General features: G+C 54.8%; 20 protein-coding genes and 1 tRNA gene. 12 read left to right on the top strand and 9 right to left on the bottom strand.

The window, feature by feature from the left end:
- Window positions 1–47 precede the first annotated feature (47 nt).
- The 3 genes from ldtA to nac form a co-directional block, all read right to left on the bottom strand.
- Window positions 48–956 carry a L,D-transpeptidase gene (ldtA, locus tag EGY08_RS25905; RefSeq protein ID WP_211172156.1) on the bottom strand — a complete coding sequence of 303 codons (909 nt, stop codon included), beginning with the start codon at window positions 954–956 and terminating at the stop codon, window positions 48–50.
- A gap of 111 nt (window positions 957–1067) precedes the next feature.
- Window positions 1068–2018: an HTH-type transcriptional regulator Cbl gene (gene cbl / locus EGY08_RS25900; RefSeq protein ID WP_004122262.1), complete on the bottom strand. Its 951-nt coding sequence runs from the start codon at window positions 2016–2018 to the stop codon at window positions 1068–1070.
- A 106-nt stretch (window positions 2019–2124) separates the two neighbouring features.
- On the bottom strand, window positions 2125–3042 hold the full coding sequence (gene nac / locus EGY08_RS25895; protein ID WP_004122265.1) for a nitrogen assimilation transcriptional regulator NAC: 918 nt from the start codon (window positions 3040–3042) through the stop codon (window positions 2125–2127).
- A 330-nt stretch (window positions 3043–3372) separates the two neighbouring features.
- Between nac and EGY08_RS25890 the strand changes: the two genes are divergently transcribed.
- The 10 genes from EGY08_RS25890 to EGY08_RS25845 all read left to right on the top strand — a co-directional run bounded on the left by EGY08_RS25890 (window position 3373) and on the right by EGY08_RS25845 (window position 13098).
- Window positions 3373–3448, top strand: a tRNA-Asn gene (locus tag EGY08_RS25890).
- A 1056-nt stretch (window positions 3449–4504) separates the two neighbouring features.
- Complete coding sequence (locus tag EGY08_RS25885) at window positions 4505–5005, top strand: helix-turn-helix domain-containing protein (protein ID WP_032741891.1); 501 nt, start codon at window positions 4505–4507, stop codon at window positions 5003–5005.
- 39 nt (window positions 5006–5044) lie between these two features.
- Window positions 5045–5590, top strand: coding sequence for a type 1 fimbrial major subunit FimA (gene fimA, locus EGY08_RS25880; RefSeq protein WP_004122273.1), 546 nt, complete (start codon window positions 5045–5047; stop codon window positions 5588–5590).
- A gap of 72 nt (window positions 5591–5662) precedes the next feature.
- A complete protein-coding gene (locus EGY08_RS25875) occupies window positions 5663–6199 on the top strand; it encodes a fimbrial protein (protein ID WP_004122275.1) in 537 nt (178 codons plus the stop codon).
- A 46-nt stretch (window positions 6200–6245) separates the two neighbouring features.
- On the top strand, window positions 6246–6956 hold the full coding sequence (locus EGY08_RS25870; RefSeq protein WP_004122277.1) for a fimbria/pilus periplasmic chaperone: 711 nt from the start codon (window positions 6246–6248) through the stop codon (window positions 6954–6956).
- Between the two features lie 75 nt (window positions 6957–7031).
- Window positions 7032–9659: a fimbrial biogenesis usher protein gene (locus tag EGY08_RS25865; protein WP_123829134.1), complete on the top strand. Its 2628-nt coding sequence runs from the start codon at window positions 7032–7034 to the stop codon at window positions 9657–9659.
- Window positions 9660–9669: 10 nt separating this feature from the next.
- The gene (locus tag EGY08_RS25860) at window positions 9670–10197 is read left to right on the top strand and encodes a fimbrial protein (protein ID WP_004122289.1); all 528 of its coding nucleotides are present in this window, start codon (window positions 9670–9672) and stop codon (window positions 10195–10197) included.
- 12 nt (window positions 10198–10209) lie between these two features.
- A complete protein-coding gene (locus tag EGY08_RS25855; protein WP_123829133.1) occupies window positions 10210–10713 on the top strand; it encodes a fimbrial protein in 504 nt (167 codons plus the stop codon).
- 17 nt (window positions 10714–10730) lie between these two features.
- Window positions 10731–11636, top strand: coding sequence for a fimbrial protein (locus EGY08_RS25850; protein WP_004122295.1), 906 nt, complete (start codon window positions 10731–10733; stop codon window positions 11634–11636).
- Window positions 11623–13098: an EAL domain-containing protein gene (locus EGY08_RS25845; protein ID WP_228712761.1), complete on the top strand. Its 1476-nt coding sequence runs from the start codon at window positions 11623–11625 to the stop codon at window positions 13096–13098. The genes EGY08_RS25850 and EGY08_RS25845 overlap by 14 nt, the downstream gene beginning before the upstream one ends.
- Window positions 13099–13136: 38 nt before the next feature.
- Here the strand turns inward: EGY08_RS25845 and EGY08_RS25840 are convergent, their stop codons facing one another.
- On the bottom strand, window positions 13137–14465 hold the full coding sequence (locus EGY08_RS25840) for a 6-phospho-alpha-glucosidase (protein WP_004122302.1): 1329 nt from the start codon (window positions 14463–14465) through the stop codon (window positions 13137–13139).
- Window positions 14466–14476: 11 nt separating this feature from the next.
- Window positions 14477–16012 carry a PTS transporter subunit EIIC gene (locus tag EGY08_RS25835; RefSeq protein ID WP_123829132.1) on the bottom strand — a complete coding sequence of 512 codons (1536 nt, stop codon included), beginning with the start codon at window positions 16010–16012 and terminating at the stop codon, window positions 14477–14479.
- A 257-nt stretch (window positions 16013–16269) separates the two neighbouring features.
- On the opposite strand from EGY08_RS25835, the gene EGY08_RS25830 reads away from it, so the two are divergent.
- A complete protein-coding gene (locus EGY08_RS25830) occupies window positions 16270–16968 on the top strand; it encodes a GntR family transcriptional regulator (RefSeq protein WP_123829131.1) in 699 nt (232 codons plus the stop codon).
- A gap of 85 nt (window positions 16969–17053) precedes the next feature.
- Here EGY08_RS25830 and EGY08_RS25825 read toward each other — a convergent pair whose 3' ends face one another.
- From EGY08_RS25825 to EGY08_RS25810, 4 genes are all read right to left on the bottom strand, one after another.
- Window positions 17054–17392 carry a DUF1869 domain-containing protein gene (locus EGY08_RS25825; RefSeq protein WP_117076140.1) on the bottom strand — a complete coding sequence of 113 codons (339 nt, stop codon included), beginning with the start codon at window positions 17390–17392 and terminating at the stop codon, window positions 17054–17056.
- 8 nt (window positions 17393–17400) lie between these two features.
- Entirely contained in the window at window positions 17401–17733 is a 333-nt protein-coding gene (locus EGY08_RS25820; protein WP_004122313.1) for a DUF1971 domain-containing protein, read from the bottom strand.
- A gap of 205 nt (window positions 17734–17938) precedes the next feature.
- Entirely contained in the window at window positions 17939–19864 is a 1926-nt protein-coding gene (locus EGY08_RS25815) for a putative bifunctional diguanylate cyclase/phosphodiesterase (protein ID WP_004122317.1), read from the bottom strand.
- Window positions 19865–19874: 10 nt separating this feature from the next.
- Entirely contained in the window at window positions 19875–20372 is a 498-nt protein-coding gene (locus EGY08_RS25810; RefSeq protein ID WP_004122319.1) for a molybdopterin-dependent oxidoreductase, read from the bottom strand.
- Window positions 20373–20675: 303 nt separating this feature from the next.
- On the opposite strand from EGY08_RS25810, the gene shiA reads away from it, so the two are divergent.
- Window positions 20676–22010: a shikimate transporter gene (shiA, locus tag EGY08_RS25805; protein WP_004122334.1), complete on the top strand. Its 1335-nt coding sequence runs from the start codon at window positions 20676–20678 to the stop codon at window positions 22008–22010.
- Window positions 22011–22017: the final 7 nt, after the last annotated feature.

Raw genomic sequence — 22017 nt, 5'->3', positions numbered from 1 at the left:
GGGCGCCTTATCGCGATGGCAGAAACCCTTCAGCGTGGCGGAAAAGATTAAAATCCGCTACCTGCCGGCATAGCTGAATGCCCAATGTCCACCGGCATACCGGAGCGGCGCTCAAGCGCCTGCTCGGCGCGATTCACATCCACGCCCTCCCCCTTCACAAAGGCCTGAAGCGCTGGCGTGACCGGGAGCGGCACCTTACGGTCCGATTCATACTCCGCGCGGTTGCGCGATAACGGTTCGTGGACTTCAACCCAGCGGCTGCCGTCCGGCTCGACGGTATATTTCACCGGCTGATCGATGATTTGCACGCGCGTCCCGACCGGAACGGTATCAAACAGGTATTTGATATCGTCGTTACGCAGGCGGATGCAGCCCTGGCTCACGCGCAGGCCAATACCGAAATTGGCGTTGGTGCCATGAATCGCGTAGAGCCGGCCGATGTAAATCGCGTACAACCCCATTGGGTTATCCGGCCCGGCGGGCACAAACGCGGGCAGGCTTTCGCCCCGGCTGGCGTATTCACGACGGGTATTGGCGGTTGGCGTCCAGGTTGGCGCCTCCTGCTTACGCTCCACGGCGGTGACCCAGTTACGCGGAGTTTCGCGTCCTGCCTGACCAATTCCAATTGGCAGAACGTCAACGGTTGTGCCTTCAGGTGGATAATAGTAGAGACGCATTTCAGCCACGTTAATCACAATGCCCTGGCGTACCGTGGCGGGCAGAATAAGCTGCTGCGGCACCACCAGCGTGGAACCCGACTTCGGCAGGTACACATCGACGCCGGGGTTGGCCTCAAGCATGTTGCTCAGACCCTGGCCGTACTGAGCGGCGAAGGCCTCCAGCGGCTGGGTATTTTGTTGCGGAATAGTGATGGTCAGCGGACTGCCCACCAGGCGGCTTCCTTCCGGCGGCAACGGGTAGCTCACCGCCAGAGCGCTCTGGCTGGTGAGGATCATAATAAGAGAACAAAGCAGTTTCACACGCCGCACAATTTCCCTTCCTTTGTGGCGATAATCGTGGATAAATTATAGCTTCGTTTGCTATCTCATATCTGATTTATCATCCTGCTAAATCTGATAATCAATCGCCGCCTCTTCCGGCTCCATCGCCTGGCGTTTAATTTCCTCCAGCGACAGCCCCGCGTTGCACAGTTCAATAAAGCGCCAGACGTAGTTTCGCTGCAGCTGCCCACGCTTCAGGCCCAGCCAGACGGTATTGGCGTCAAACAGATGGCGGGTATCGAGACGCGTAAAGGTATCAGACTCGCGCGCGTCTCCTGACTGTTCCGCTACCAGCCCAACTCCCAGCCCCAGTTCGACATACGTTTTGATGACGTCGGAGTCCTGAGCGCTTAATACGATATCCGGCATCAGTCCTTTACGGTTAAAAGCTTCGTCAATACGCGAGCGGCCGGTAATTCCCTGACGATAGGTAATGAGCGGCCAGCGGGCGATGGCATCGAGGGTTAACGGCGTCACCTGGGTCAGCGGATGATCTTTGGGGACCAGCAGGCTGTGGTGCCAACGGAACCAGGGAAAAGCCACCAGCGTCGGATCGTTGCTCAGGCGCTCGCTGGCGATACCGATATCCGCGCCGCCGTTGTGCAGCAGCGCTTCAATTTCCTGCGGCGTTCCCTGAACTAACTCAAGACGCACGTCGGAAAAGAGTTCACGGAAGGCTTTAATCACCGGCGGCAGGCTATAGCGCGCCTGAGTATGGGTAGTGGCGATGGTTAAGACGCCGGAGGCATCGTTGGTAAACAGGTCAGCCAGGCGGCGAACATTGCTGGCTTCATTAAGAATACGCTCGGCAATCAGCAGTAACGCTTTGCCCGGCTCCGTCATCCCCAGCAGACGTTTGCCACGGCGGATAAAGATTTCGATCCCCAGTTCTTCTTCCAGTTCACGAATATGACGGCTGACGCCCGATTGCGATGTATAGAGCATATTGGCGACTTCCGTCAGGTTGTAATCCTGACGGGCCGCTTCACGAATAATTTTGAGTTGCTGGAAGTTCACCCTTTCCTCCGGGCTATCAGACATAACATAGGCGCTATTGTTAAAGTCTGTTGTCCCTGCTAACAAATAATAAAAACCAGCAACTTATTCCATCCAGGAATATAGCCTAACTGACTAACAATAATTCACGGTTTTCCAGCGACGGGCGACTCACCAGCGACATCAAAATTTCCTTCACCGCCTGCGCCTGCGGTGACAGGCTGCCGCGAGCCGACATATTGAGCGACAGCGACAGGCTCATTGACGGCGTGCTGATGCGCGCCATCCAGCCATTAGCCGCGCTGCATAGCGAACGGGCGGCGGATTCAGGGAGCACGGTGACGCCCATGCCGCTGGCAATGGCCGCCGTCAGGGTGGTGATGGATTCAATTTCGCCGATAATTTTTGCCGACAGGCGACGCAGGGTGAAGGCTTCGGTGACCCGCGCGCGGACGGCGCTATAATCGCGCGGCAGGAACAAATTCATCTCCGCAACCGCCGTCAAATCCACACTCTGCCCCGGACAATCCCGGGTGCCGACCAGGTAGAGATCTTCTTTCAGCAGCGGCTGGCTGACGATCCCGGCAACCGGCGAGCGTTCGTAAAGCACGGCCATATCCAGCTGACCGTCGATAAGCTTGTCGTTAAGGATCGTTCCGCTGCTTTCCTGCAAATAGACCATCACTTCCGGCAGCTCATTACGCACCGTTTGCAGCAGCGGCATGGTAATGGCTGAAGCCGCCGTTCCCGGTGCCAGGCCGATTGATACCTGGCCGCTTAGCGTCTGACCGACGTTGTTGACCGCCAGCTGCGCCTGCTCGCATTGGCGCAGGATAGTGCGGGCGTGGGTGTAAAGGATCTTGCCCGCTTCGGTCGGCGTGACGCCGCGCTTGGTGCGGATCAACAGCTGCTGGTCCAGCTCGCCTTCCAGGGTCGCAACCTGCTGGCTTAACGCCGGTTGTGCGATGTGCAAGACTTCAGCGGCCTGGGTCAGACTGCCGATATCGACGATTTTCACAAAATACTTCAGTCGTCTTAAGTTCATTTTGCCTCCTGTAAGGAACACCAGTACCAACACTGGCCGTTTAGATGCAGAAGGTTTTGCAATTTGCTTGCCAGCTTTTTTTTAGAGACGCAAATGCCGCTGCAGGCCGCGTAATAAGGGATACTGATAGCAAACTGCGATTTTGTTGCCCGGTAAGCGGATTGCGGTATGCCCCATTAGAGGTATAAATGCACTGCAACGGTGCACCAGGCCGGTCAATGCCGGAAAAACAGGCACACTGTTGAAATTGTCAGCAAACGAACAAGCGCAGGTGATTCAGGCTTTGACAAGGGGGATGGTCATCGTTAATATGCGCCCCGTTCACACGATTCCTCTGTAGTTCAGTCGGTAGAACGGCGGACTGTTAATCCGTATGTCACTGGTTCGAGTCCAGTCAGAGGAGCCAAATTTAAGAAGCCTGCTTTCGAGCAGGCTTTTTGCTTTTTACTCTCTCCGGGCAGCTATACCGCCTTCTTTGATAACCCCGCAAGCGTTTTGCAACGGCGTCCCCCCGGGCTATCGTAGACAAAAAACGCCATAGCACATTAATATCAATTCATTACCCAGACAAACGAGGGTGAGCACAGGCTGCGACAGACCCCCCATGCTTTTCAGCCCTTGTATCTTAATATCACGCTCCGAATCCGTAGCCAGGTTAAGAAAGACTTTTTGCATCATTTCCTCAATTATACTGCCGGCCTTCTCTTCAGGGCGGTAGTTTGCGTTCCGAGGTAAATGTTATTAGCTTCCTTTGCACAGATGAAATGATACGATCTTTTGCCGTTGTACTTGACGTTATCAACCATCATCTCCCGGAGATGGCAAAATAGCCGCGGTTATGTCCTCCGCCTCAGTAACAATATTTTAAGGTGCGCATCAAGACCAAAAGAGCTAATACAATGCTCAAATTTGCGGAGCAACCGCAATCGCGTTGAAGGTACTGACCACACAAACAGCAATGCTCCCGGGCGACTCACCATCTAGCCATAGCCCTCCGTCATCGCTTCTGAATAAATACGATGCTATTTTCCCCCGCAGAATTAGCGTTCTGATGCGAGCGGAAAAGGTATACTCGGGCCACCTCTATAGGGCTCTTCAGAAGCCCTTAAAAATTTTTTCTGCGCTGAAGATAGAAAATCCAACGCCTTTAACAAGGAATATTCCCTAAGAAAATTCCAATACAAAGAGCAGGGCTATTGTTCAAGCTTTAATGATAACCCTCCCCTATCAATTTTGTTTTATAAAAAACCAAGAATAAATTTAATCACAAAATTTCACACCAATAAAAAATAAAAATACAAATTAAAAAACCACGAACAAACAACTTAGCGGCTGTTATATCTTTTAGAGCGTTAGCGACATGTCTCATTGAGGTGGGCAATGTTAGATTACCCTCAATTCGCTGAATGGTTTTATTAACGCTGAGTTAAAGGTCAACCCAAGGATGAGATCGCGTTCAGATATGAATCAATCAACTAATATTTTATCTAAGGATAAATATTTTACTCTGGGCCTGATTGAATTGCTTGGAGAAGAGTTTATTGACAATTTCTTTTTGATTATAGATTTGGACTCTAACGACCTTCCCGGTTCGGAGTGGATTTATTTTTCGAATAAGAACATTGTCGCCTTTGCATCCAGCGACTTAGCGTTCTATAAGTCCGAGCTATTTGGCAAAGTAACGGTACTTGACAAAAAGAGCAACACCAGAAGTATTCTGAATTTCTTTTTAAAGAAAGAAACCGCAGGAAATTATCATACCAAGTTCCAGCTGAGTCTGCGTGAAAAGCAGATGTTAAGCATGTTGAGCAGAGGGGAAAGCAACCAGGAGATCGCAGAAGAGTTTGGCGTGAAACTTAAGACTATTTATACCCACCGTCGCAACCTGATGAATAAATTAGGCTGTAAAAATAGGATTACGTTTCAAAAATTATTTTTCAACAATAAATGTCTTTTTAAGTGAAGCATCGCTTCAGGATTATTCATAAACAGGAGTTTTACCATGAACAAATTAGCCGTTATCGTTTTTTCAGCACTGTCCCTGAGCGCTACTGCAGCCCTGGCAGCCGATCCCGTTACGGTGAACGGCGGCACGGTACATTTTAAAGGTGAAGTGGTGAATGCGGCCTGCGCAGTGGATGCCGGTTCTCTCGACCAGACCGTTCAGTTAGGCCAGGTTCGTTCAGCGAAACTCGCCGCCGCAGGCAACACCAGTGCTCCCGTGGGCTTCAACATCCAGCTGAATGATTGCGATATCACCGTTTCCGAGAAGGCCGCGATTGCATTTGCTGGCACGGCGATTAACAGCACTAACCCAACCGTTCTGGCCCTGCAGGGTTCTGCCGCGGGCGGCGCGACTAACGTCGGCGTACAGATCCTTGACCGTACCGGTACCCCGCTGGCGCTGGATGGCGCGACTTTCGGCGCGCAAACCACCCTCAGCAATGGTACCAACGTTATTCCGTTCCAGGCTCGCTACTTTGCGACCGGTGTCGCGACGGCCGGTACGGCCAACGCGGACGCGACCTTTAAAGTGCAGTACGAGTAATTTCTTCATCAGGCAAGGAGGCGCATCGGGCCAGGATGGCCCGTTATCCGAATAAGACTGAGGGTGATAACGATGCAAAAGATGAAGTCGGGTCTGTTGATATTTTTGCTACCACCGCTGGCGCTGGCCGGTAACTGGGAGGTGATGTTGCCCGGCGGGAACATGCGCTTCCAGGGGATAGTGATTGCTGAGTCCTGCCGCGTTGAAGCGGGAGACCAGCAAATGACGGTCAAGATGGGGCAAATCAGCAGCAATCGGTTTCATTCGGCCGGGGAAGACACCAATCCCGTCCCTTTCGATATTCATCTGCAGGAGTGCAGTACCGCCGTGAGCCAGCGCGTTGGCGTGGCCTTTCACGGCGTCGCCGATGGTAAAAACCCGGATGTCCTCTCGGTTGGCGAGGGACCGGGGATCGCTACCGGCATTGGCGTTGCCCTGTTTGATAAAACCGGCAGCCAGATCCCACTCAACGCGCCAGCAGGGGCATGGGCGCAGCTGCACACCGGGCCAACCACGCTGCATTTTGTCGCTAAATATCGTTCCACCGGGAGTCAGGTCACCGGAGGAGCCGCGAATGCGCAGGCCTGGTTCTCCCTGACCTACCAGTAATCAGCGCCGGTAACAGGAAATCACCGTGAGAAAGAAAGAGATAAAGATGAAAAATAGACTGGCTACCACGCGCGGGATGCGCGGTTTACTGGCGGGACTTTTACTGATCGCCACCGCCGGTTTTTCGACTCAGTCGCAGGCCGGCGTGGCGCTGGGCGCCACCCGCGTAATTTATCCGGCGGGGCAGAAACAGGCGCAGCTGGCGGTAACGAATAACGATGACAACACCTATCTGATCCAGTCATGGGTAGAGAATGCCGACGGCGCGAAGGACGGAAGCTTTGTTATCACCCCGCCGCTGTTCGCTATGCAGGGGAAGAAAGAGAATACCCTGCGCATCCTCGATGCCACCAATAACCAGCTGCCGCAGGATCGGGAAACGCTGTTCTGGATGAACGTCAAGGCGATCCCGTCGATGGATAAATCAAAGCTCAGCGATAACACTCTCCAACTGGCGATTATCAGCCGCATTAAGCTCTATTACCGCCCGGCTAAACTGGCGCTGCCGCCGGATCAGGCCGCGGAAAAGCTGAAGTTTCGCCGCAGCGGAAATGCGCTCACGCTGATTAACCCAACCCCTTATTACCTGACGGTCACCGAACTCAACGCCGGCACCCGGGTGCTGAAAAATGCGCTGGTCCCGCCGATGGGCGAAACCAGCGTCAGTTTACCGTCCGATGCAGGTCGCGAGATTACATACCGGACGATTAACGACTACGGCGCACTCACCCCGCGAATGAAAGGCGTCATGCAGTAATGAATCGGGGAGCCGCGCTCTCCCCCCTGAACTAAAAAAATAACGATGGCCGGGCGACTTTGGACCGGAGGGACTATGTCACATCTGAAATATGGACTCGACCACGTGAGCTCCCGGCGTATGACTCCAGGATCTGCGCGCGCATTCGCGCAGATCCCCTTAGCTCTTTTACTCGCCTCGCCGGCTTTTTACGCCCAGGCGGAGCTCTATTTCAACCCACGCTTTCTGGCGGACGATCCCGCCGCAGTGGCGGATCTGTCCGGCTTTGAAAAGGGCCAGGAGCTGCCGCCGGGCACCTACCGCGCCGATATCTATCTGAATGACGGATATATGACCACCCGCGATGTCACGTTTAATGCCGGTGAAAAAGGCCACGGTCTGGCCCCCTGCCTGACGCGCGGGCAGCTGGCCGGGATGGGTGTCAACACGTTATCCATTGAAGGGATCGGCGCTCTGGCATCCGATGCCTGCGTACCGTTAACCGAAACCATCAAGGACGCCACTACCCGCTTCGATGTCGGTTTGCAGCGGCTGTATCTGACCGTACCCCAGGCGTTTATGGGCAACCGCGCCCGCGGCTATATTCCCCCCGAACTGTGGGACCACGGGATTAACGCCGGCCTGCTGAACTACAACTTCACCGGCAACAACGTGCACAACGACGTTGGCGGCAGCAGCAATTACGCGTACCTGAACCTGCAGAGCGGGCTCAACCTCGGCGCCTGGCGCCTGCGCGACAACACCACCTGGAGCTACAGCAGCGGCGGCAGCTCGTCGACCAATGAAAACAAGTGGCAGCACATCAATACCTGGCTTGAACGTGATATTACGCTGCTGCGCTCGCGCCTGACCCTCGGCGACAGCTACACCAACGGCGACGTCTTCGACGGCATCAACTTCCGCGGCGCGCAGCTTGCCTCCGATGACAATATGCTGCCGGACAGCCAGAAAGGGTTTGCCCCGGTCATTCACGGCATTGCCCGCGGCACCGCTCAGGTATCGGTGAAACAGAACGGCTATGAGATTTACCAGAGCACGGTACCGCCCGGCCCGTTCACCATCAACGATCTCTACTCCGCCGGCAATGGCGGCGATCTGCAGGTGACCATCAAAGAGGCCGACGGCAGCAGCCAGGTCTTCACCGTCCCTTACTCGTCCGTTCCGGTGCTCCAGCGCGAGGGCCATACCCGCTATGCCGTCACCGCCGGAGAGTACCGCAGCGGCAGCAATCAGCAGGAAAAACCGAAGTTCTTCCAGGGGACTCTGCTGCGCGGTCTCCCGGCGGGCTGGACGCTGTACGGCGGCACCCAGCTGGCGGACCGCTACCGCGCCTTTAACCTCGGCGTCGGCAAAAATATGGGGGAGCTGGGGGCGCTGTCGCTGGATATCACCCAGGCCAACGCCACCCTGCCCGATGACAGCGATCGTCAGGGCCAGTCGGTACGTTTCCTCTATAACAAGTCGCTGACGGATACCGGCACCAACATCCAGCTGGTGGGCTACCGCTACTCGACGCGCGGCTATTTCAGCTTCGCCGACACCACCTACAGCCGGATGAGCGGCTACAACGTCGAGACCCAGGACGGGGTGATTGAGGTAAAGCCGAAGTTCACCGATTACTACAACCTCGCGTACAACAAGCGCGGCAAAGTGCAGCTCAGCGTCACCCAGCAGCTGGGACGCACCGCCACGCTTTACCTGAGCGGCAGCCACCAGACCTATTGGGAGACCAGCAAGTCCGACCGGCAGCTCCAGGCCGGGCTTAATGCCGCCGTGGACGATATCAACTGGACCCTGAGCTACAGCCTGACCAAAAACGCCTGGCAGCAGGGTCGTGACCAGATGCTGGCCGTCAACGTCAATATTCCGTTCAGCCACTGGATGCGCTCCGACAGCAAGTCGGCCTGGCGACACGCCAGCGCCAGCTACAGCATGTCCAACGATCTGAACGGCAGGACCACCAGCCTGGCGGGGCTGTACGGCACGCTGCTGGAGGACAACAACCTGAGCTACAGCATGCAGACCGGCTACGCCGGCGGCGGTGAGGGCAACAGCGGCGGTACCGGCTACGCGGCGCTGAACTACCGCGGCGGCTACGGCAACGCCAACGTCGGCTACAGCCGCAGCGACGGCATCAAACAGCTGTACTACGGCCTGAGCGGCGGCGTACTGGCCCACGCCGACGGCATCACCCTGAGCCAGCCGATGAACGACACGGTGGTGCTGATCAAAGCCCCCGGCGCAGACAATGTAAAAGTAGAAAACCAGACCGGGGTCCAGACCGACTGGCGCGGCTACGCCGTTCTGCCCTACGCCACCGAATACCGGGAAAACCGGGTGGCGCTGAACACCAACAGCCTGGCCGATAACGTCGATCTGGACGACGCGGTGGCCAGCGTAGTGCCGACCCACGGCGCGATAGTTCGCGCGGAGTTTAAGGCCCACGTAGGGCTCAAGCTGCTGATGTCGCTCATCTATAACGGTAAGCCGGTTCCCTTCGGCGCGCTGGTCACCTCTGTCGGTAGCCAGGGCAGCAGCATCGTCGCCGATAACGGCCAGGTTTATCTGAGCGGGATGCCGCTGGTCGGCAAAGTACAGGCGAAATGGGGTGAAGGCCCGAATGCCAGCTGCGAGGCGAACTACAGCCTGCCGCCGGAAAAACAGAGCCAGATGCTGATCTCGCTGTCCGCCGAGTGCCGCTAAGGAAACCATGATGAGAAAAAAACGCTACCTGCTGAGCGCCCTCGTGTCACTGGCGGTCAACAACGCCAGCGCGGCGGACAGCACCATCACCATCAGCGGCTACGTCCGCGATAACGCCTGCGCCGTGGCCGGTGAATCGAAAGATTTTACCGTCGACCTGATGAATAACGCCGCCAGGCAACTCCATGCGGTTGGGGCGACCACGCCGCTGGTGCCGTTTCGCATTGTGCTATCGCCCTGCGGCAGCTCGGTCACCGCCGTCAAGGTCGGCTTTGTTGGCGTTGCAGATAGCAGCAATACCGAACTGTTAAAGCTCGACGGCGGGGCTTCAGCGGCGGCAGGCATGGGCGTGCAGATCCTTGACGCGCGGCAAACGGCGCTGCCGCTCAACGCCGCGTCGTCAGCGATCGCCTGGACCACGCTGACCCCCAGCCAGACCAACACGCTGAACTTTTACGCCCGACTGATGGCCACCCAGGTGCCGGTGACCGCCGGACACGTTAATGCAACCGCAACCTTCACGCTTGAATTTCAGTAACCGGAGGCGCTGATGAACCCGACCTATTTCGGATGGCTGCTGGCCGCGATGCTGGCGGCGTCCTCCTCGACGCTACAGGCCGCCGACGTCACCATTACCGTTAACGGCAAAGTGGTGGCCAAACCCTGTACGGTTTCCACCGTTAACGCCACCGTCGATCTCGGCGATCTCTATACCTTTAGCCTGGTGTCCGCCGGCTCTTCGTCGCCCTGGCACAGCGTGGCGCTCAACCTGAGCAACTGCCCGGTCGGCACGTCGCGGGTTACCGCCAGCTTCAGCGGCACGGCGGATGCCACCGGCTATTACAAAAACCAGGGTACCGCCGGGAATATCCAGCTCGAGCTCCAGGATGCCGAGGGTACCAGGCTGAATACCGGTGCGAGAAAGGAGGTGCAGGTGGATGACGCAAGCCAGTCAGCCAGCTTCCCGCTCCAGGTCAGGGCGCTAACAGTCAACGGCGGCGCGACGCAAGGAACGATCCAGGCGGTGATTAACGTCACCTATACCTACGCCTGAGCCAGGAGAAAAGAGGAATGAAAAAAATAGTCACCCTGTTGTTAACACTGCTGCTGGCGGGCTGGTCGCTCAACGCCTGGTCGTTCGCCTGTAAAACCGCCGCCGGGGTGACAATCCCCATCGGCGGCGGCTCGGCGAACGTTTACGTGAACCTCGCGCCGGCGGTCAGCGTCGGGCAGAACCTGGTGGTGGATCTCTCGACGCAGATTTTTTGCCATAACGATTACCCGGAAACTATGATCGACTATGTGACGCTACAGCGCGGTTCAGCCTACGGCGGCTTACTGTCGAGTTTTTCCGGCACCGTCAGGTATAACGGCGTCAGCTACCCGTTCCCGACCACCAGCGAAACGGCGCGCATGACCTACAATTCCATTGTTGATAGACCCTGGCCCACCGTCCTCTATTTGACCCCCATGAGCAGCGCGGGCGGCGTCGCGATTTCCGCCGGTTCGTTAATCGCGGTCCTGATCCTGCGCCAGACCAACAACAAGGATAACGACGACTTCCAGTTCATATGGAACATTTACGCCAACAACAGCGTCGTGGTGCCAACCGGCGGCTGTGACGTTTCCGCTCGCGATGTGACGGTGACGCTGCCGGAATATCCCGCGTCCGCCGCCATACCGCTGACGGTTTACTGCGCGCAAAACCAGAATCTGGGCTACTACCTCTCCGGCACCACCGAGAACGCCGCCAATTCGATATTTACCAATACCGCCTCGGCCTCCCCTGCCCGGGGGGTGGGCATTCAGCTGACCCGTAACGGCAGCGTCGTTCCCGCCAACACCACGGTGTCGTTAGGCAACGTCGGAACCTCGGCTGTCAGCCTCGGATTAACCGCTAACTACGCGCGCACCAGCGGCCAGGTGACCGCCGGTAACGTGCAGTCAATTATCGGAGTAACCTTTGTTTACGAATAACCCCCTTCCCCCTGGCGGCAAGCGACAGGTCGACTGCATCCTGTCGCCCTGTTCGCTGGCCGCCGAGGGGCTGATGCGGATAATAGAGGAAGGGGGAACCCGGCCCGTCGTGCTACCGTCAGAGTCGTCGGCCCTACCGGCTGGCGTTCGCCGCGTAGTGGTTTTTCTCCCTGAAGCTCCCGCCCGGCTTCTCGCCACCCTGAAGCGGGCCGCCGCGCTGCTGGATCGGTCCGCCACGCCGCTTCCCATGCTGTTTCTCAGCCGCAGCCCGGCGAGCTGGCTGTGGCCCACCCTACTGCATCAGGTCGCCGACCGTCGCCTGCTTTCAGCCGTGCGGGCCGCCGCATCCGATCTGCCGGTCCCCAGCCTGGCGGCGCTACTGCGCGACGCCATACTCGACGGGTATCCTTCCCTTGAACAGCTGGCAGAGGAAGAGATGCGAGCTTTCGGCAAGCGCCCCGCCGGGCTCACCCGGCCGGAGCTGGACGCCATCCTCGGTTTACTCTGCGGCTACAGCGCCAGCGCTCAGGCGAAACGCCGCGGCATCAGCCACAAAACGCTCTACAATCAAAGAACCACAGGATTGAAAAAAATGGTGGAACACCATCCAGAAATGGCCCCCGGCTTTCCCGGCAGCCAGATACGAGAACAGAAAAGCGGGCCCATCGCCGCCCTTTCCGCATTCGAGCGCGAACTCGTCCATGCGATCCACACCCGACATATCTTCCCGGTTTTCCAGGCCATTGCCGATGAACGCCGGCAAATAAAGGGGATAGAGATCCTCTCCCGCTGGAACCGAAACGGCAGCGTGCTGCTTGCCGATGAGTTTTTACCGCAAATAGGCGCGGAATATGCCTGGCTGGCGCTCACCGCTTTTGTGCTTCAGGAAGCGGTACAGAATATCAACCGGCATTCTGGCGAATGCTATTTCGCCGTGAATATTCCCGCCGCCGTCGCCAGTAATGATAACCTGCTTCGCATGATGGAGACCGCGCGCCAGCAGCTGCGTCAGCCTCAGCTGTCGCAGAGGCTGGTGCTCGAGTTCGCTGAAAACAGCGACCTCAACCGCCACGGCAAAATAGCCGACAATATCGCCCGCCTGCAAAAGCGCGGCTTTCGTATCATGCTCGATGGCTGCTTCTCGCAAAGCAGCGTGATGTTTCCGGTACGTACGGTGAGATTCAACGCCTATAAGCTGGATATGAGCATCGTCAATGATATGCAGCGCGATCCGCACGCGATCGCCCTGATTAAAAGCCTCATCCACTACTGCCAGTTGACCGACTGCCGCTGTCTGGCGGAAGGCGTGGACAGCCGGGATAAATTTAACAAACTAAAAGCGCTTGGCGTCGACTCTTTTCAGGGGGACGCCATCGCTGCGCCGGTAGGCAGGGAAAACGTGGCGGAGATGATAGCGGAGCTCTCAGGCGAAACGGAGCCGCAGTCCGGCGTCGCGGTATAGACAGCGCCCGACGGGAGACATCGGGCGCTGACGGCGCTTTAGCGCAGTTCCGGCCAGTAGCCGCGGTTGGCCACAATCAGTTCATCAAGGATCGCTTTTGCCACCGAAGCGCTCGGTACGGTTTTGGACAGGGTCATCGCCTGCCAAAGCTTCTGATAGCTTCCTTCAACCCAGGCATCAACCACCAGTTTTTCAACCGCCACCTGCTGCTCCATCATCCCCTTTTGAAACAGCGGGATCTTACCCATCGCCAGCGGCTCGGGGCCATTAACGCCCACCAGGCAAGGCACTTCGACCATCGCGGTATCGTCAAAATTCGCGATAGCGCCGTTGTTTTCCACAATCAGCAGCATTCTCTCCTGGGTGTTAAAGGCGATGGCGCAGGCGAGGTCGACGATAAAGGTCGCATGCGCCCCGGCATGGAAATGTGCCGCTTTGCCGCTCTGCTGGGCGACGATTTCTCTGGCCATATCAAACACCTCCTTCTCTCTCCCCGCCATAACCTCGTTGGCGCGAGTAAAGTCAGGGTCCGAATGGGCCACCTCATAATCGGCATAAAAATAGTATTTCAGATAGGTGTTGGGCAACGTGTCGGTATCCAGCGCAAAGACGTCCTTCACCTTTTTGAAAGTCTCAATCCAGCTCGGCGCTTTATGCTGAAAATCCTCTTTCGGACTGCAATAGCCCAGTTCGGCAACGTGATTTTTTAAGGCCGGCATGAGATCGTTACCGGCCTTGTCGGTAATGCTGGTCCACCAGCCGAAATGGTTCAGGCCGAAATAACGCACGTTCATCTCTTTACGCGATTTAAGTCCGAGAATATCGGCAAATAACCCTTCGATGGCCACCGGCATATCGCAAATATTGATAATTTTGGCCGTTGGGCGTAGTCGACGCGTGGCCTCGGCAACGATAGCCGCCGGATTAGAATAGTTAAGCATCCACGCACCGGGTGAGTACGTTTCCATATAGTCAACCAGTTCAAGGACGCCGGCGATAGAGCGCATACCATAAGCGATACCGCCCGGTCCGCAGGTTTCCTGGCCAATCACGCCATGCTTAAGCGGGATTTTCTCGTCTTTTTCGCGCATCTCATAAAGGCCTACGCGAATATGGGCCATCACAAAATCGACGCCGGTAAAGGCTTCCTGCGGATCGGTGGTGAAGCTAAATGCGACTTGCGGATAGCGTTCAGCTACCAGAATCGCACAGGCTTCACCGATAACGCTTTGCCGATCGCGATGATTATCATAGAGACGAATTTCGCTCAGTGGAAACCTGTCCATATTTTCCAGCAGCATCATCACAATTCCCGGCGTATAGGTACTGCCGCCGCCTGCAATAGTCACAACAAATTTATTTTTCATCTTCCACCTCATTATTCATGCACATCTAAATAGCGATTCACGGCGTTACGGATTTTATTAACCCCTAAACCATAAATAACCTGAACGTGATGACCTTTAATAATGACGCTGGTACCGCCGCTGGTCTTCAGAATATGTTCCTGAATCAATGCAGGGTCCCGCACGTCAACCCGAAGTCGCGTAAAACAATTATCGACAGAACAGACATTTTCTTTGCCGCCAAGACCGAGGATGACCTGCTCCCCTGAGGCCGCGTCAGGCGAACCTGCGCTTGCCGATTGATTAACCACGGCAGCCTCTTGTTCCTGGCCGGGCGTGCGCATTTTGAAATGGATAATCATAAACTTACCGACATAGTACATCGCCGCTGTTTCCATTAGCCCCAGCGCGACAAACACAGGCCAGCGCGTGAGATGCGCTCCCGCCGGAATGTTGTAAACAATAAAGTCGATAATGCCGTTGGTGGCGCAGACCCGTACATCAAGCAGCCACGCCAGCATCTGGAAAAAACCGTCCAACAGCGAATAAACCAGCCACAGCAGCGGTGCGGTAAAGATAAATAAAAACTCAAAAGGTTCGGTTATGCCCACCAGGAACGAGGTCACAATCAAAGGAATAAGCGTGATTTTCAACTTTTGCTTATTTTCGGGCCGGGCGGTTTTATAAAAGGCCAGCGCCATTCCGGCGGTACCGAATATTTTCACCATACCGTAGGTGAGAAATCGCGCCGAGTCGCTTAACGCCTCCCCGGTGTTATTGGCGATTTCCGCGAGGAAAATGGGTTTTGCCCCCACCACCGTCTGGCCATCAATCAACAGCTGTCCGCCAATGGAGGTAAACACAAACGGCGACCAAATCAGGTGGTGTAATCCGGTCGGAATAAGAAAACGATTGAGAAAACCATATAGAAAAACGCCCGCGGCCCCGAAGGTTTTCATCACCCCGGTCAGCGCCGAAATGCCGTGTTCCACGATCGGCCAGAGATACACCGTGGCGATGGCAAATACGCCGACCAGCGGGATCATGATAATCAGGACCAGCTTGCTGTTGCCATAAATAGAGAATGCGCCGCGGAACTCAATCTCGACAAACCGGTTATGAACAAAAGCGACCGCACAGCCAAGAATGATGCCAAGAAAGACACCCATATCAATGACCTGGAAACCAAAAATATAGGTTTGTCCGCTGCCGTAAAGCTGCGCATTACTGGCGCCGGCGGCGAGGCGCTGGGTCAAAGTTAGCCAACTATTATTCGCCGCCAGGTACATAAACCAGGTCATTGCGGCAACAAAAGCCGCTTCCGCTTTGCGGGTTTTAGCCAGCCCCCCCGCCAGCCCGAGGCAAAAAAAGAAGCCAAGGTTGTTCATGACTGCCCACAGCATGCTGGAAACGTATTTCCCCAGCAGATAAAGCGAGCTGTCTTCCGCTAGCCAAATTTTATTGGTTGTCATACTGAGCAACGCAATCAACAGTCCAATCACCGGCAAATACAACACAGGCCCAATCATGGCCTTCGAAAAATCCTGTAATTTTTTTACCCCGATCATTCTCCCCCCGTACTGCTTATCGACCATCAGCACTCGAAACATGCGATTCAGCCTATGCGTCGACGGAAATAAATCAGAGGAGTTAAATCGTCATCTGTGATGAAAGTCATATATCTCTTGAGGTAATAGATATATAAATAAAATCAAATAAATAGATGACAGCTATAATGAGAAAGCCAATAAAAATAAATAAACTTTTAAAATCAATAATATATAAACAAAATTCACTAAAAAGCACCGCCCGGAGACATCTATAAGTGATATACAAATTAATTGCCGACAGGCTAAAAAGTCGCGTCAATAGCGATGAGTTTGCGGTCGGAGATGCGCTCCCGAGTGAAAAAGCGCTGGCCGGGGAGCTGCAGGTCTCAGTGATGACCATCCGTAAGGCGCTCGCGCTGCTGGAGAGTGAGAAACTGATCGTCAAGCGTCACGGCAGCGGTTCATACGTGGCGCGTAAGAGCAATTATCACGGTGGGGAACTTGACGGGTTCAACTACCAGATGCACATCGGCGGCGTCACCAACTATCGTAACAAGGTCATTGAGTTCACGATGATCGATGCGCCTCTGGCGATAGCACAACAGTTAAAAATTGAGCCGGGTGAAAAGGTCTATTACGTCAGACGCATCCGGATGATTGACGACACGCCTATTCTGATTGAGAACAGCTATATACCGGTGGCGATTTTTCCCTGGTTAAGCATCGGAAATTTGGAAAGATCGAAATTTAACTATTTCAAGAAAGAGTGCAATATCACCATTCTGGAGAGCCACCGCAGCTATACCCCGGTTCTCGCCACCCGCGAACAGGCGGAGCTTTTGCAGGTTCCGCAAAACAGCCTTTTGCTACGGGTGCAGTCGATTAGCTATGCGCATAACAATACCATTGTCGATTTATCCGATATTTACCAAAATACTAATAAATACAATGTCAAACACATCACTCGCCGCTAAAACCGCTGACTACCGCTGACGCCAACGGCGCGCGGGTCAACGCGAGGCGCCCAGCGTCAGCTAACGGTTTTCCTTCGGCATACGGCTACCAGCCGCAGACGTTAGTCTCTTCGTCGGACTCGTAGCCGCGGACAATATTAATCAGGTCTTTTACCGCGTCGGCAGCCATCTGCGGATCCTGCAGCCCGGCCAGGGTAGCAAATTCGCTATCGACCGACACGCCGTTATTATTATTGGTCACCGTTAATATAAATCCTTTTTCTCCGGCGTTATCCGTCGACAGCGTAGAAATAAGTTCAGACACGGCCTGGGCGGCGATATCAGGTACATAAAGAGCCATCGGCTTAAGATAGACTTTTTCTTTTTTCTCTTTATTGTTGCCGTTGATAACCGCTAACGCATAACCTTTATTTTCACTGTTCATCATAATGTCTATCCTTCGATCAGAATTTTGGGGTCAACGTAAAAATCGACATTAAAAACGGTATCCTCCGTTAACGCCTCGATGCGGTGCCATTTCTCAGGGGGAAAGACGCCAAATTCGCCTTCGGCAATGGTCAGGGTTTCCAGCGGATCCGCACTGGTCTCATCAGCATATCCAAAATAGCGGATCGCCCCCCGCATTACCGACAGACGCGGATAGACGCCCTGGCGGGTACCGGCATCCAGGTGCCGCTTCCAGATTGAGGCCGGCGCCGTCTGTTTGGTCCACAGCGGCGTGCTCCGGGTATGCACATAGTGGGTAGGAATAATGATTCGCTGCATGATTTTGCCTCTCTTAACGCACCGCATATACGGTCGGAACCAGGAAAATATGTTGCATATGATATACCCCTTTCGTTCGCTAAGGGTATTATTTTTTAACGACACGAATCTCTACCCCTATTTATACCTATTAGGGATTACAGCAATTTAAAAATAAATACGGGCGATATCCGGTAAATTAATATCGCCCGTATTGAGAGATGAATTACCTGTTCTCGGGTGAATTAAGCGGCCCCGGCTTACCGATCAAATAACCCTGTACCAGGTCACAGCCTAATTTTCGTAACGACTGCAGCTGCGCTTCTGTTTCGACCCCTTCGGCCACGATACGCATATGCAGGCTTTTACCCATGCTGATAATCAGCCTGACGATATCGAGGTCATCTTTCTGGTCAGGAATATTAATGACAAAAGAGCGGTCGATTTTTATCTTATCAAAGGGGAAGTAGCTTAAGCGTGATAACGAAGAATAGCCGGTACCAAAATCATCAATGGAGATCTGTACCCCGAGCTCGCGCAGTTGGCTGAGGATCTCTAAAGAGCGGGTATTTTCGTTAAAGACGTCAGATTCGGTGATCTCCAGATCCAGACGATGCGGGTCAAGCCCGGTGCTTCTTAATATGGCCACCACGGTATCGGTCAGCGAGCTATTAATCAGCTGAATGGGCGATACGTTAACCGACACTTTTAGCGGCGACGACCAGCTGGCGGCCGCTTCGCAGGCGGTTCTCAACACCCATTCGCCCAATTGATTAATCAGCCCAATCTTCTCCGCGACCGGGATAAATTCGGTCGGCGGAACGCTGCCGCGCAGCGGATGGAACCAGCGCACCAGCGCTTCGTAGCCGTAGATTTCACCGTTCATGGTGTCGGCTATCGGCTGGTAGTAAACCCTGAACTCACCTTTGTTCAGCGCCTGGATGAGATCATCTTCGAAGGATTTATTTTCCTGCTGGCGCTGAAGCAACCCAGGGCGGTATACCTGGACTTTACCGGACCCCTCTTTTTTCGCTTCATACAGCGCCAGGTCGGCGCATTTATATAAATAGTCGGTGCGACTTTCCCCGTCAGAGATCACAATCCCGATACAGGCGCCAATCTGGATCAGCGTATCGTAAATCTGATATGGCTGACTGATCTTTTCCCGGATCGCCTCCGCCCGCTCCAGCGCCATTTCCTCGTTGAGATCGTGCGAAACCAGGGCAAACTCGTCCCCTCCCAACCGGTAGAGCGTTTCTGACGATTTGCGAAAAAAGGAGAGACGGCTGGCCAAATCCTGCAGTAGCTTATCCCCGGCATCGTGCCCCTGGGTATCGTTGACGTCCTTAAAATTATCCAGATCAAACAGCATGACGACCGCCGAGCCGTTATAGGGCCGAACCTGATTGACGACCTCCTGCAGACGTTGCCAGAAAGAGAGCCGGTTGGGCATACCCGTCAGCGAATCATGATAGGCATCGTACTGCAGCCGACGGTTCTGCACCTGAAGCTTCTCTTTTGAAGCCTGCAGATCGGTTGCCAGTAATTTCATCCGCACGTGGGCGCGACGCAGGGTGTTATTCTGCTTCAGCATCAACAGCCCAAGAGTGATACACAGGATAATCAGCAGAATAGAAATAGCCGAATAGATGTAATACAGGTTCTGTATTTTATCGTGGGTCAGATTAACAAGATTAAAATCCTGGGCGAGCGAAGTTGACGCAAGTGAGGTCAACGGCCCGTCGAGGGTGCTCATCTCCTGCAGCATCAGCTTCAGCTGCGCTGTCGACATGGTATCCAACTGCTTATCCAGCCGGTCCAAAATATCGATCAGGCGGTCTACTATCGCCTTACGGTGAGGATCTTTGCCGATAAACTTTCCCAAATCACCCTGCTGCAGCAGCGCGATCTGGCTCATCATAATTTCCAGGCGCAGGCGTACCTCGTCGTGATCGCTTCCCTTCACCTCCAGCCCCATCGCGCTTAGCCGCGCCTCGAGGCGCATATACTCGGAGACTATCTGGGAAACTGACCACGAATCGGTATAACGCGTTAATTTTTGCAGCTCAATTTGCCTCTCATGCACCAGATAAGTAATGTAACCGGTCACAAGGAAGAGCAACAAAATAATGGCAGTGAGTATTCGATTCAAGATCAAACCCTTACTCAATTATAATCTTCGAAACCTGCCATGCCGAACGGGAATAATAAATCTGATTCTGCAATTCCGGGCTACTGTCGTAGGGATAAACAATAAATAAAGGCCCTTTATCGCGAATGCGCATATATTCGCCGTTCATTTTTAAAGCCAAAATTACCGGAAATTTATGAAAATCATCAATGGGGACGAGGGTAGTGTAATCGTTCAGCGCCAGCACCCGCGCCGACTTACCTTTGGCGCCAACTAAATCCATGAGTTTACTGAGGGAAATGCCGTCAAAGCGCACCTTTCCCGAGTACCACGGCGTGGTTGTGATCACCGTTTCCATCCCCAGTTTTTCTAATGCCGCGACATCAAAAACGGCGGTATCACCCTCATTCGTATTACTAATCAGGCCGGAAATAGTTAAAACGGGTTTGCCCACCGGCGCTGGCAGTTTTTCTGCAAAAGCGAAAGGGGAAACCATAACACAAAATAAAGCTGCAAAAATTAAACGCATTTAACTCACCCTTCCGAAATTGGAGACTTGTTAATTGTAAACCATTTAAGTCATTTCTTAAAAGGTGTCCCCATTGAGTTCAAAAATTAAAATTTAAAACAATAAGCGGACTCCGAAGCTCACATTCTGAACGCGTCGCAAGGACGTCCCGCGCCTGGTTAAGCAAACCCTTTATGCCTTTAAACGCGCAGAGAAGGTAAAAATCTTTTCTCTTAACCGTCCGCGCGGTAGTCTCAAGTCTGGCGCGGATCCGAAAAGCGTCTCATTCCAATAATTAGAAACTCAGCAACAGACAGGACAGGTATGGACTCAACGTTAATTTCTCAACGCCCCGGCAAGGAGGCATGCTCACTCAACCGCGCCCGCAGAGCGGCCTGGGGCAGCTTCGCCGGGGCCGTGGTCGACTGGTACGACTTTCTTCTCTACGGTATCACCGCCGCGCTGGTATTTAACCGGGAATTTTTCCCGCAAATCAGCCCGGCAATGGGGACCCTCGCCGCGTTTGCCACCTTCGGCGTCGGCTTCCTGTTCCGCCCTCTCGGCGGCATTATCTTTGGCCATTTTGGCGATCGCCTCGGCCGCAAACGCATGCTGATGCTGACGGTGTGGATGATGGGGATCGCCACCGCCTGTATCGGTCTGCTTCCCTCCTTCAGCCAGATTGGCTGGTGGGCGCCGGTTCTGCTGGTCCTGCTGCGCGCCGTCCAGGGGTTTGCGGTGGGCGGTGAATGGGGCGGCGCGGCGCTGCTGGCGGTAGAGAGTGCGCCGAAAAATAAGAAAGCATTTTACAGCAGCGGCGTGCAGGTGGGCTACGGCGTCGGGCTGCTGCTCTCTACCGGGCTGGTATCGCTGATAAGCTCCTGCACCACCGATGAACAGTTCCTCAGTTGGGGCTGGCGTCTGCCGTTCCTGTTTAGCGTCGTGCTGGTGCTGGCGGCGCTCTGGATCCGTAACGGTATGGCGGAATCCGCCGAATTTGAACAGCAGCAGCGCGAACAGCAGCAGCAGCCAAAGAAAAAGCGTCTGCCGGTCGTGGAAGCGCTACTCCGCCATCCGGGCGCGTTCTTAATGATTATCGGTCTGCGCCTGTGCGAACTGCTAACCATGTATATCGTGACCGCCTTTGCGCTCAACTATTCGACGCAAAACCTCGGTCTGCCGCGCGAGCTGTTCCTGAATATTGGCTTGCTCGTCGGCGCCATCAGCTGCCTGACGATCCCCTGCTTCGCCTGGCTGGCGGACCGCTTCGGCCGACGCCGCGTCTATATCACCGGCGCCCTGATCGGTACCCTCAGCGGCTTCCCATTCTTTATGGCGCTCGAAAGCCAGTCTTACTTCTGGATCCTGTTTTTCGCGCTCATGCTGGCGAATATCGCGCACGACATGGTGGTTTGTGTACAGCAGCCGATGTTTACCGAAATGTTCGGCGCCAGCTATCGCTACAGCGGTGCCGGAGTGGGATATCAGGTCGCCAGCGTCGTCGGCGGCGGTTTTACGCCGTTTATCGCCGCCGCCCTGGTCACCTTATCGGGCGGCGCCTGGCATAGCGTCGCTATCTACTTGACCGCGGGCTGCCTGCTCTCCGCCCTCACGGCGATGCTGATGAAACCCAGCCGCCATGACGAAGAACATCTGTAAGGAGAAA

The organism is Klebsiella sp. FDAARGOS_511, from assembly GCF_003812845.1.
Classification (GTDB): domain Bacteria; phylum Pseudomonadota; class Gammaproteobacteria; order Enterobacterales; family Enterobacteriaceae; genus Klebsiella; species Klebsiella grimontii.
This window is presented reverse-complemented; position numbering and strand designations above follow the sequence as displayed.

Excerpts from the sequence above, each read along its gene's own strand:
- EGY08_RS25855 (WP_123829133.1), top strand. The coding sequence starts at position 10,210 with ATGAACCCGACCTATTTCGGATGGCTGCTGGCCGCGATGCTGGCGGCG.
- EGY08_RS25840 (WP_004122302.1), bottom strand. The coding sequence starts at position 14,465 with ATGAAAAATAAATTTGTTGTGACTATTGCAGGCGGCGGCAGTACCTAT.
- EGY08_RS25865 (WP_123829134.1), top strand. The coding sequence starts at position 7,032 with ATGTCACATCTGAAATATGGACTCGACCACGTGAGCTCCCGGCGTATG.
- EGY08_RS25885 (WP_032741891.1), top strand. The coding sequence starts at position 4,505 with ATGAATCAATCAACTAATATTTTATCTAAGGATAAATATTTTACTCTG.
- ldtA (WP_211172156.1), bottom strand. The coding sequence starts at position 956 with ATGATCCTCACCAGCCAGAGCGCTCTGGCGGTGAGCTACCCGTTGCCG.
- EGY08_RS25860 (WP_004122289.1), top strand. The coding sequence starts at position 9,670 with ATGAGAAAAAAACGCTACCTGCTGAGCGCCCTCGTGTCACTGGCGGTC.
- EGY08_RS25810 (WP_004122319.1), bottom strand. The coding sequence starts at position 20,372 with ATGCGTTTAATTTTTGCAGCTTTATTTTGTGTTATGGTTTCCCCTTTC.
- fimA (WP_004122273.1), top strand. The coding sequence starts at position 5,045 with ATGAACAAATTAGCCGTTATCGTTTTTTCAGCACTGTCCCTGAGCGCT.
- EGY08_RS25825 (WP_117076140.1), bottom strand. The coding sequence starts at position 17,392 with ATGAACAGTGAAAATAAAGGTTATGCGTTAGCGGTTATCAACGGCAAC.
- EGY08_RS25835 (WP_123829132.1), bottom strand. The coding sequence starts at position 16,012 with ATGATCGGGGTAAAAAAATTACAGGATTTTTCGAAGGCCATGATTGGG.
- shiA (WP_004122334.1), top strand. The coding sequence starts at position 20,676 with ATGGACTCAACGTTAATTTCTCAACGCCCCGGCAAGGAGGCATGCTCA.
- EGY08_RS25870 (WP_004122277.1), top strand. The coding sequence starts at position 6,246 with ATGAAAAATAGACTGGCTACCACGCGCGGGATGCGCGGTTTACTGGCG.
- EGY08_RS25850 (WP_004122295.1), top strand. The coding sequence starts at position 10,731 with ATGAAAAAAATAGTCACCCTGTTGTTAACACTGCTGCTGGCGGGCTGG.
- nac (WP_004122265.1), bottom strand. The coding sequence starts at position 3,042 with ATGAACTTAAGACGACTGAAGTATTTTGTGAAAATCGTCGATATCGGC.
- EGY08_RS25875 (WP_004122275.1), top strand. The coding sequence starts at position 5,663 with ATGCAAAAGATGAAGTCGGGTCTGTTGATATTTTTGCTACCACCGCTG.
- EGY08_RS25820 (WP_004122313.1), bottom strand. The coding sequence starts at position 17,733 with ATGCAGCGAATCATTATTCCTACCCACTATGTGCATACCCGGAGCACG.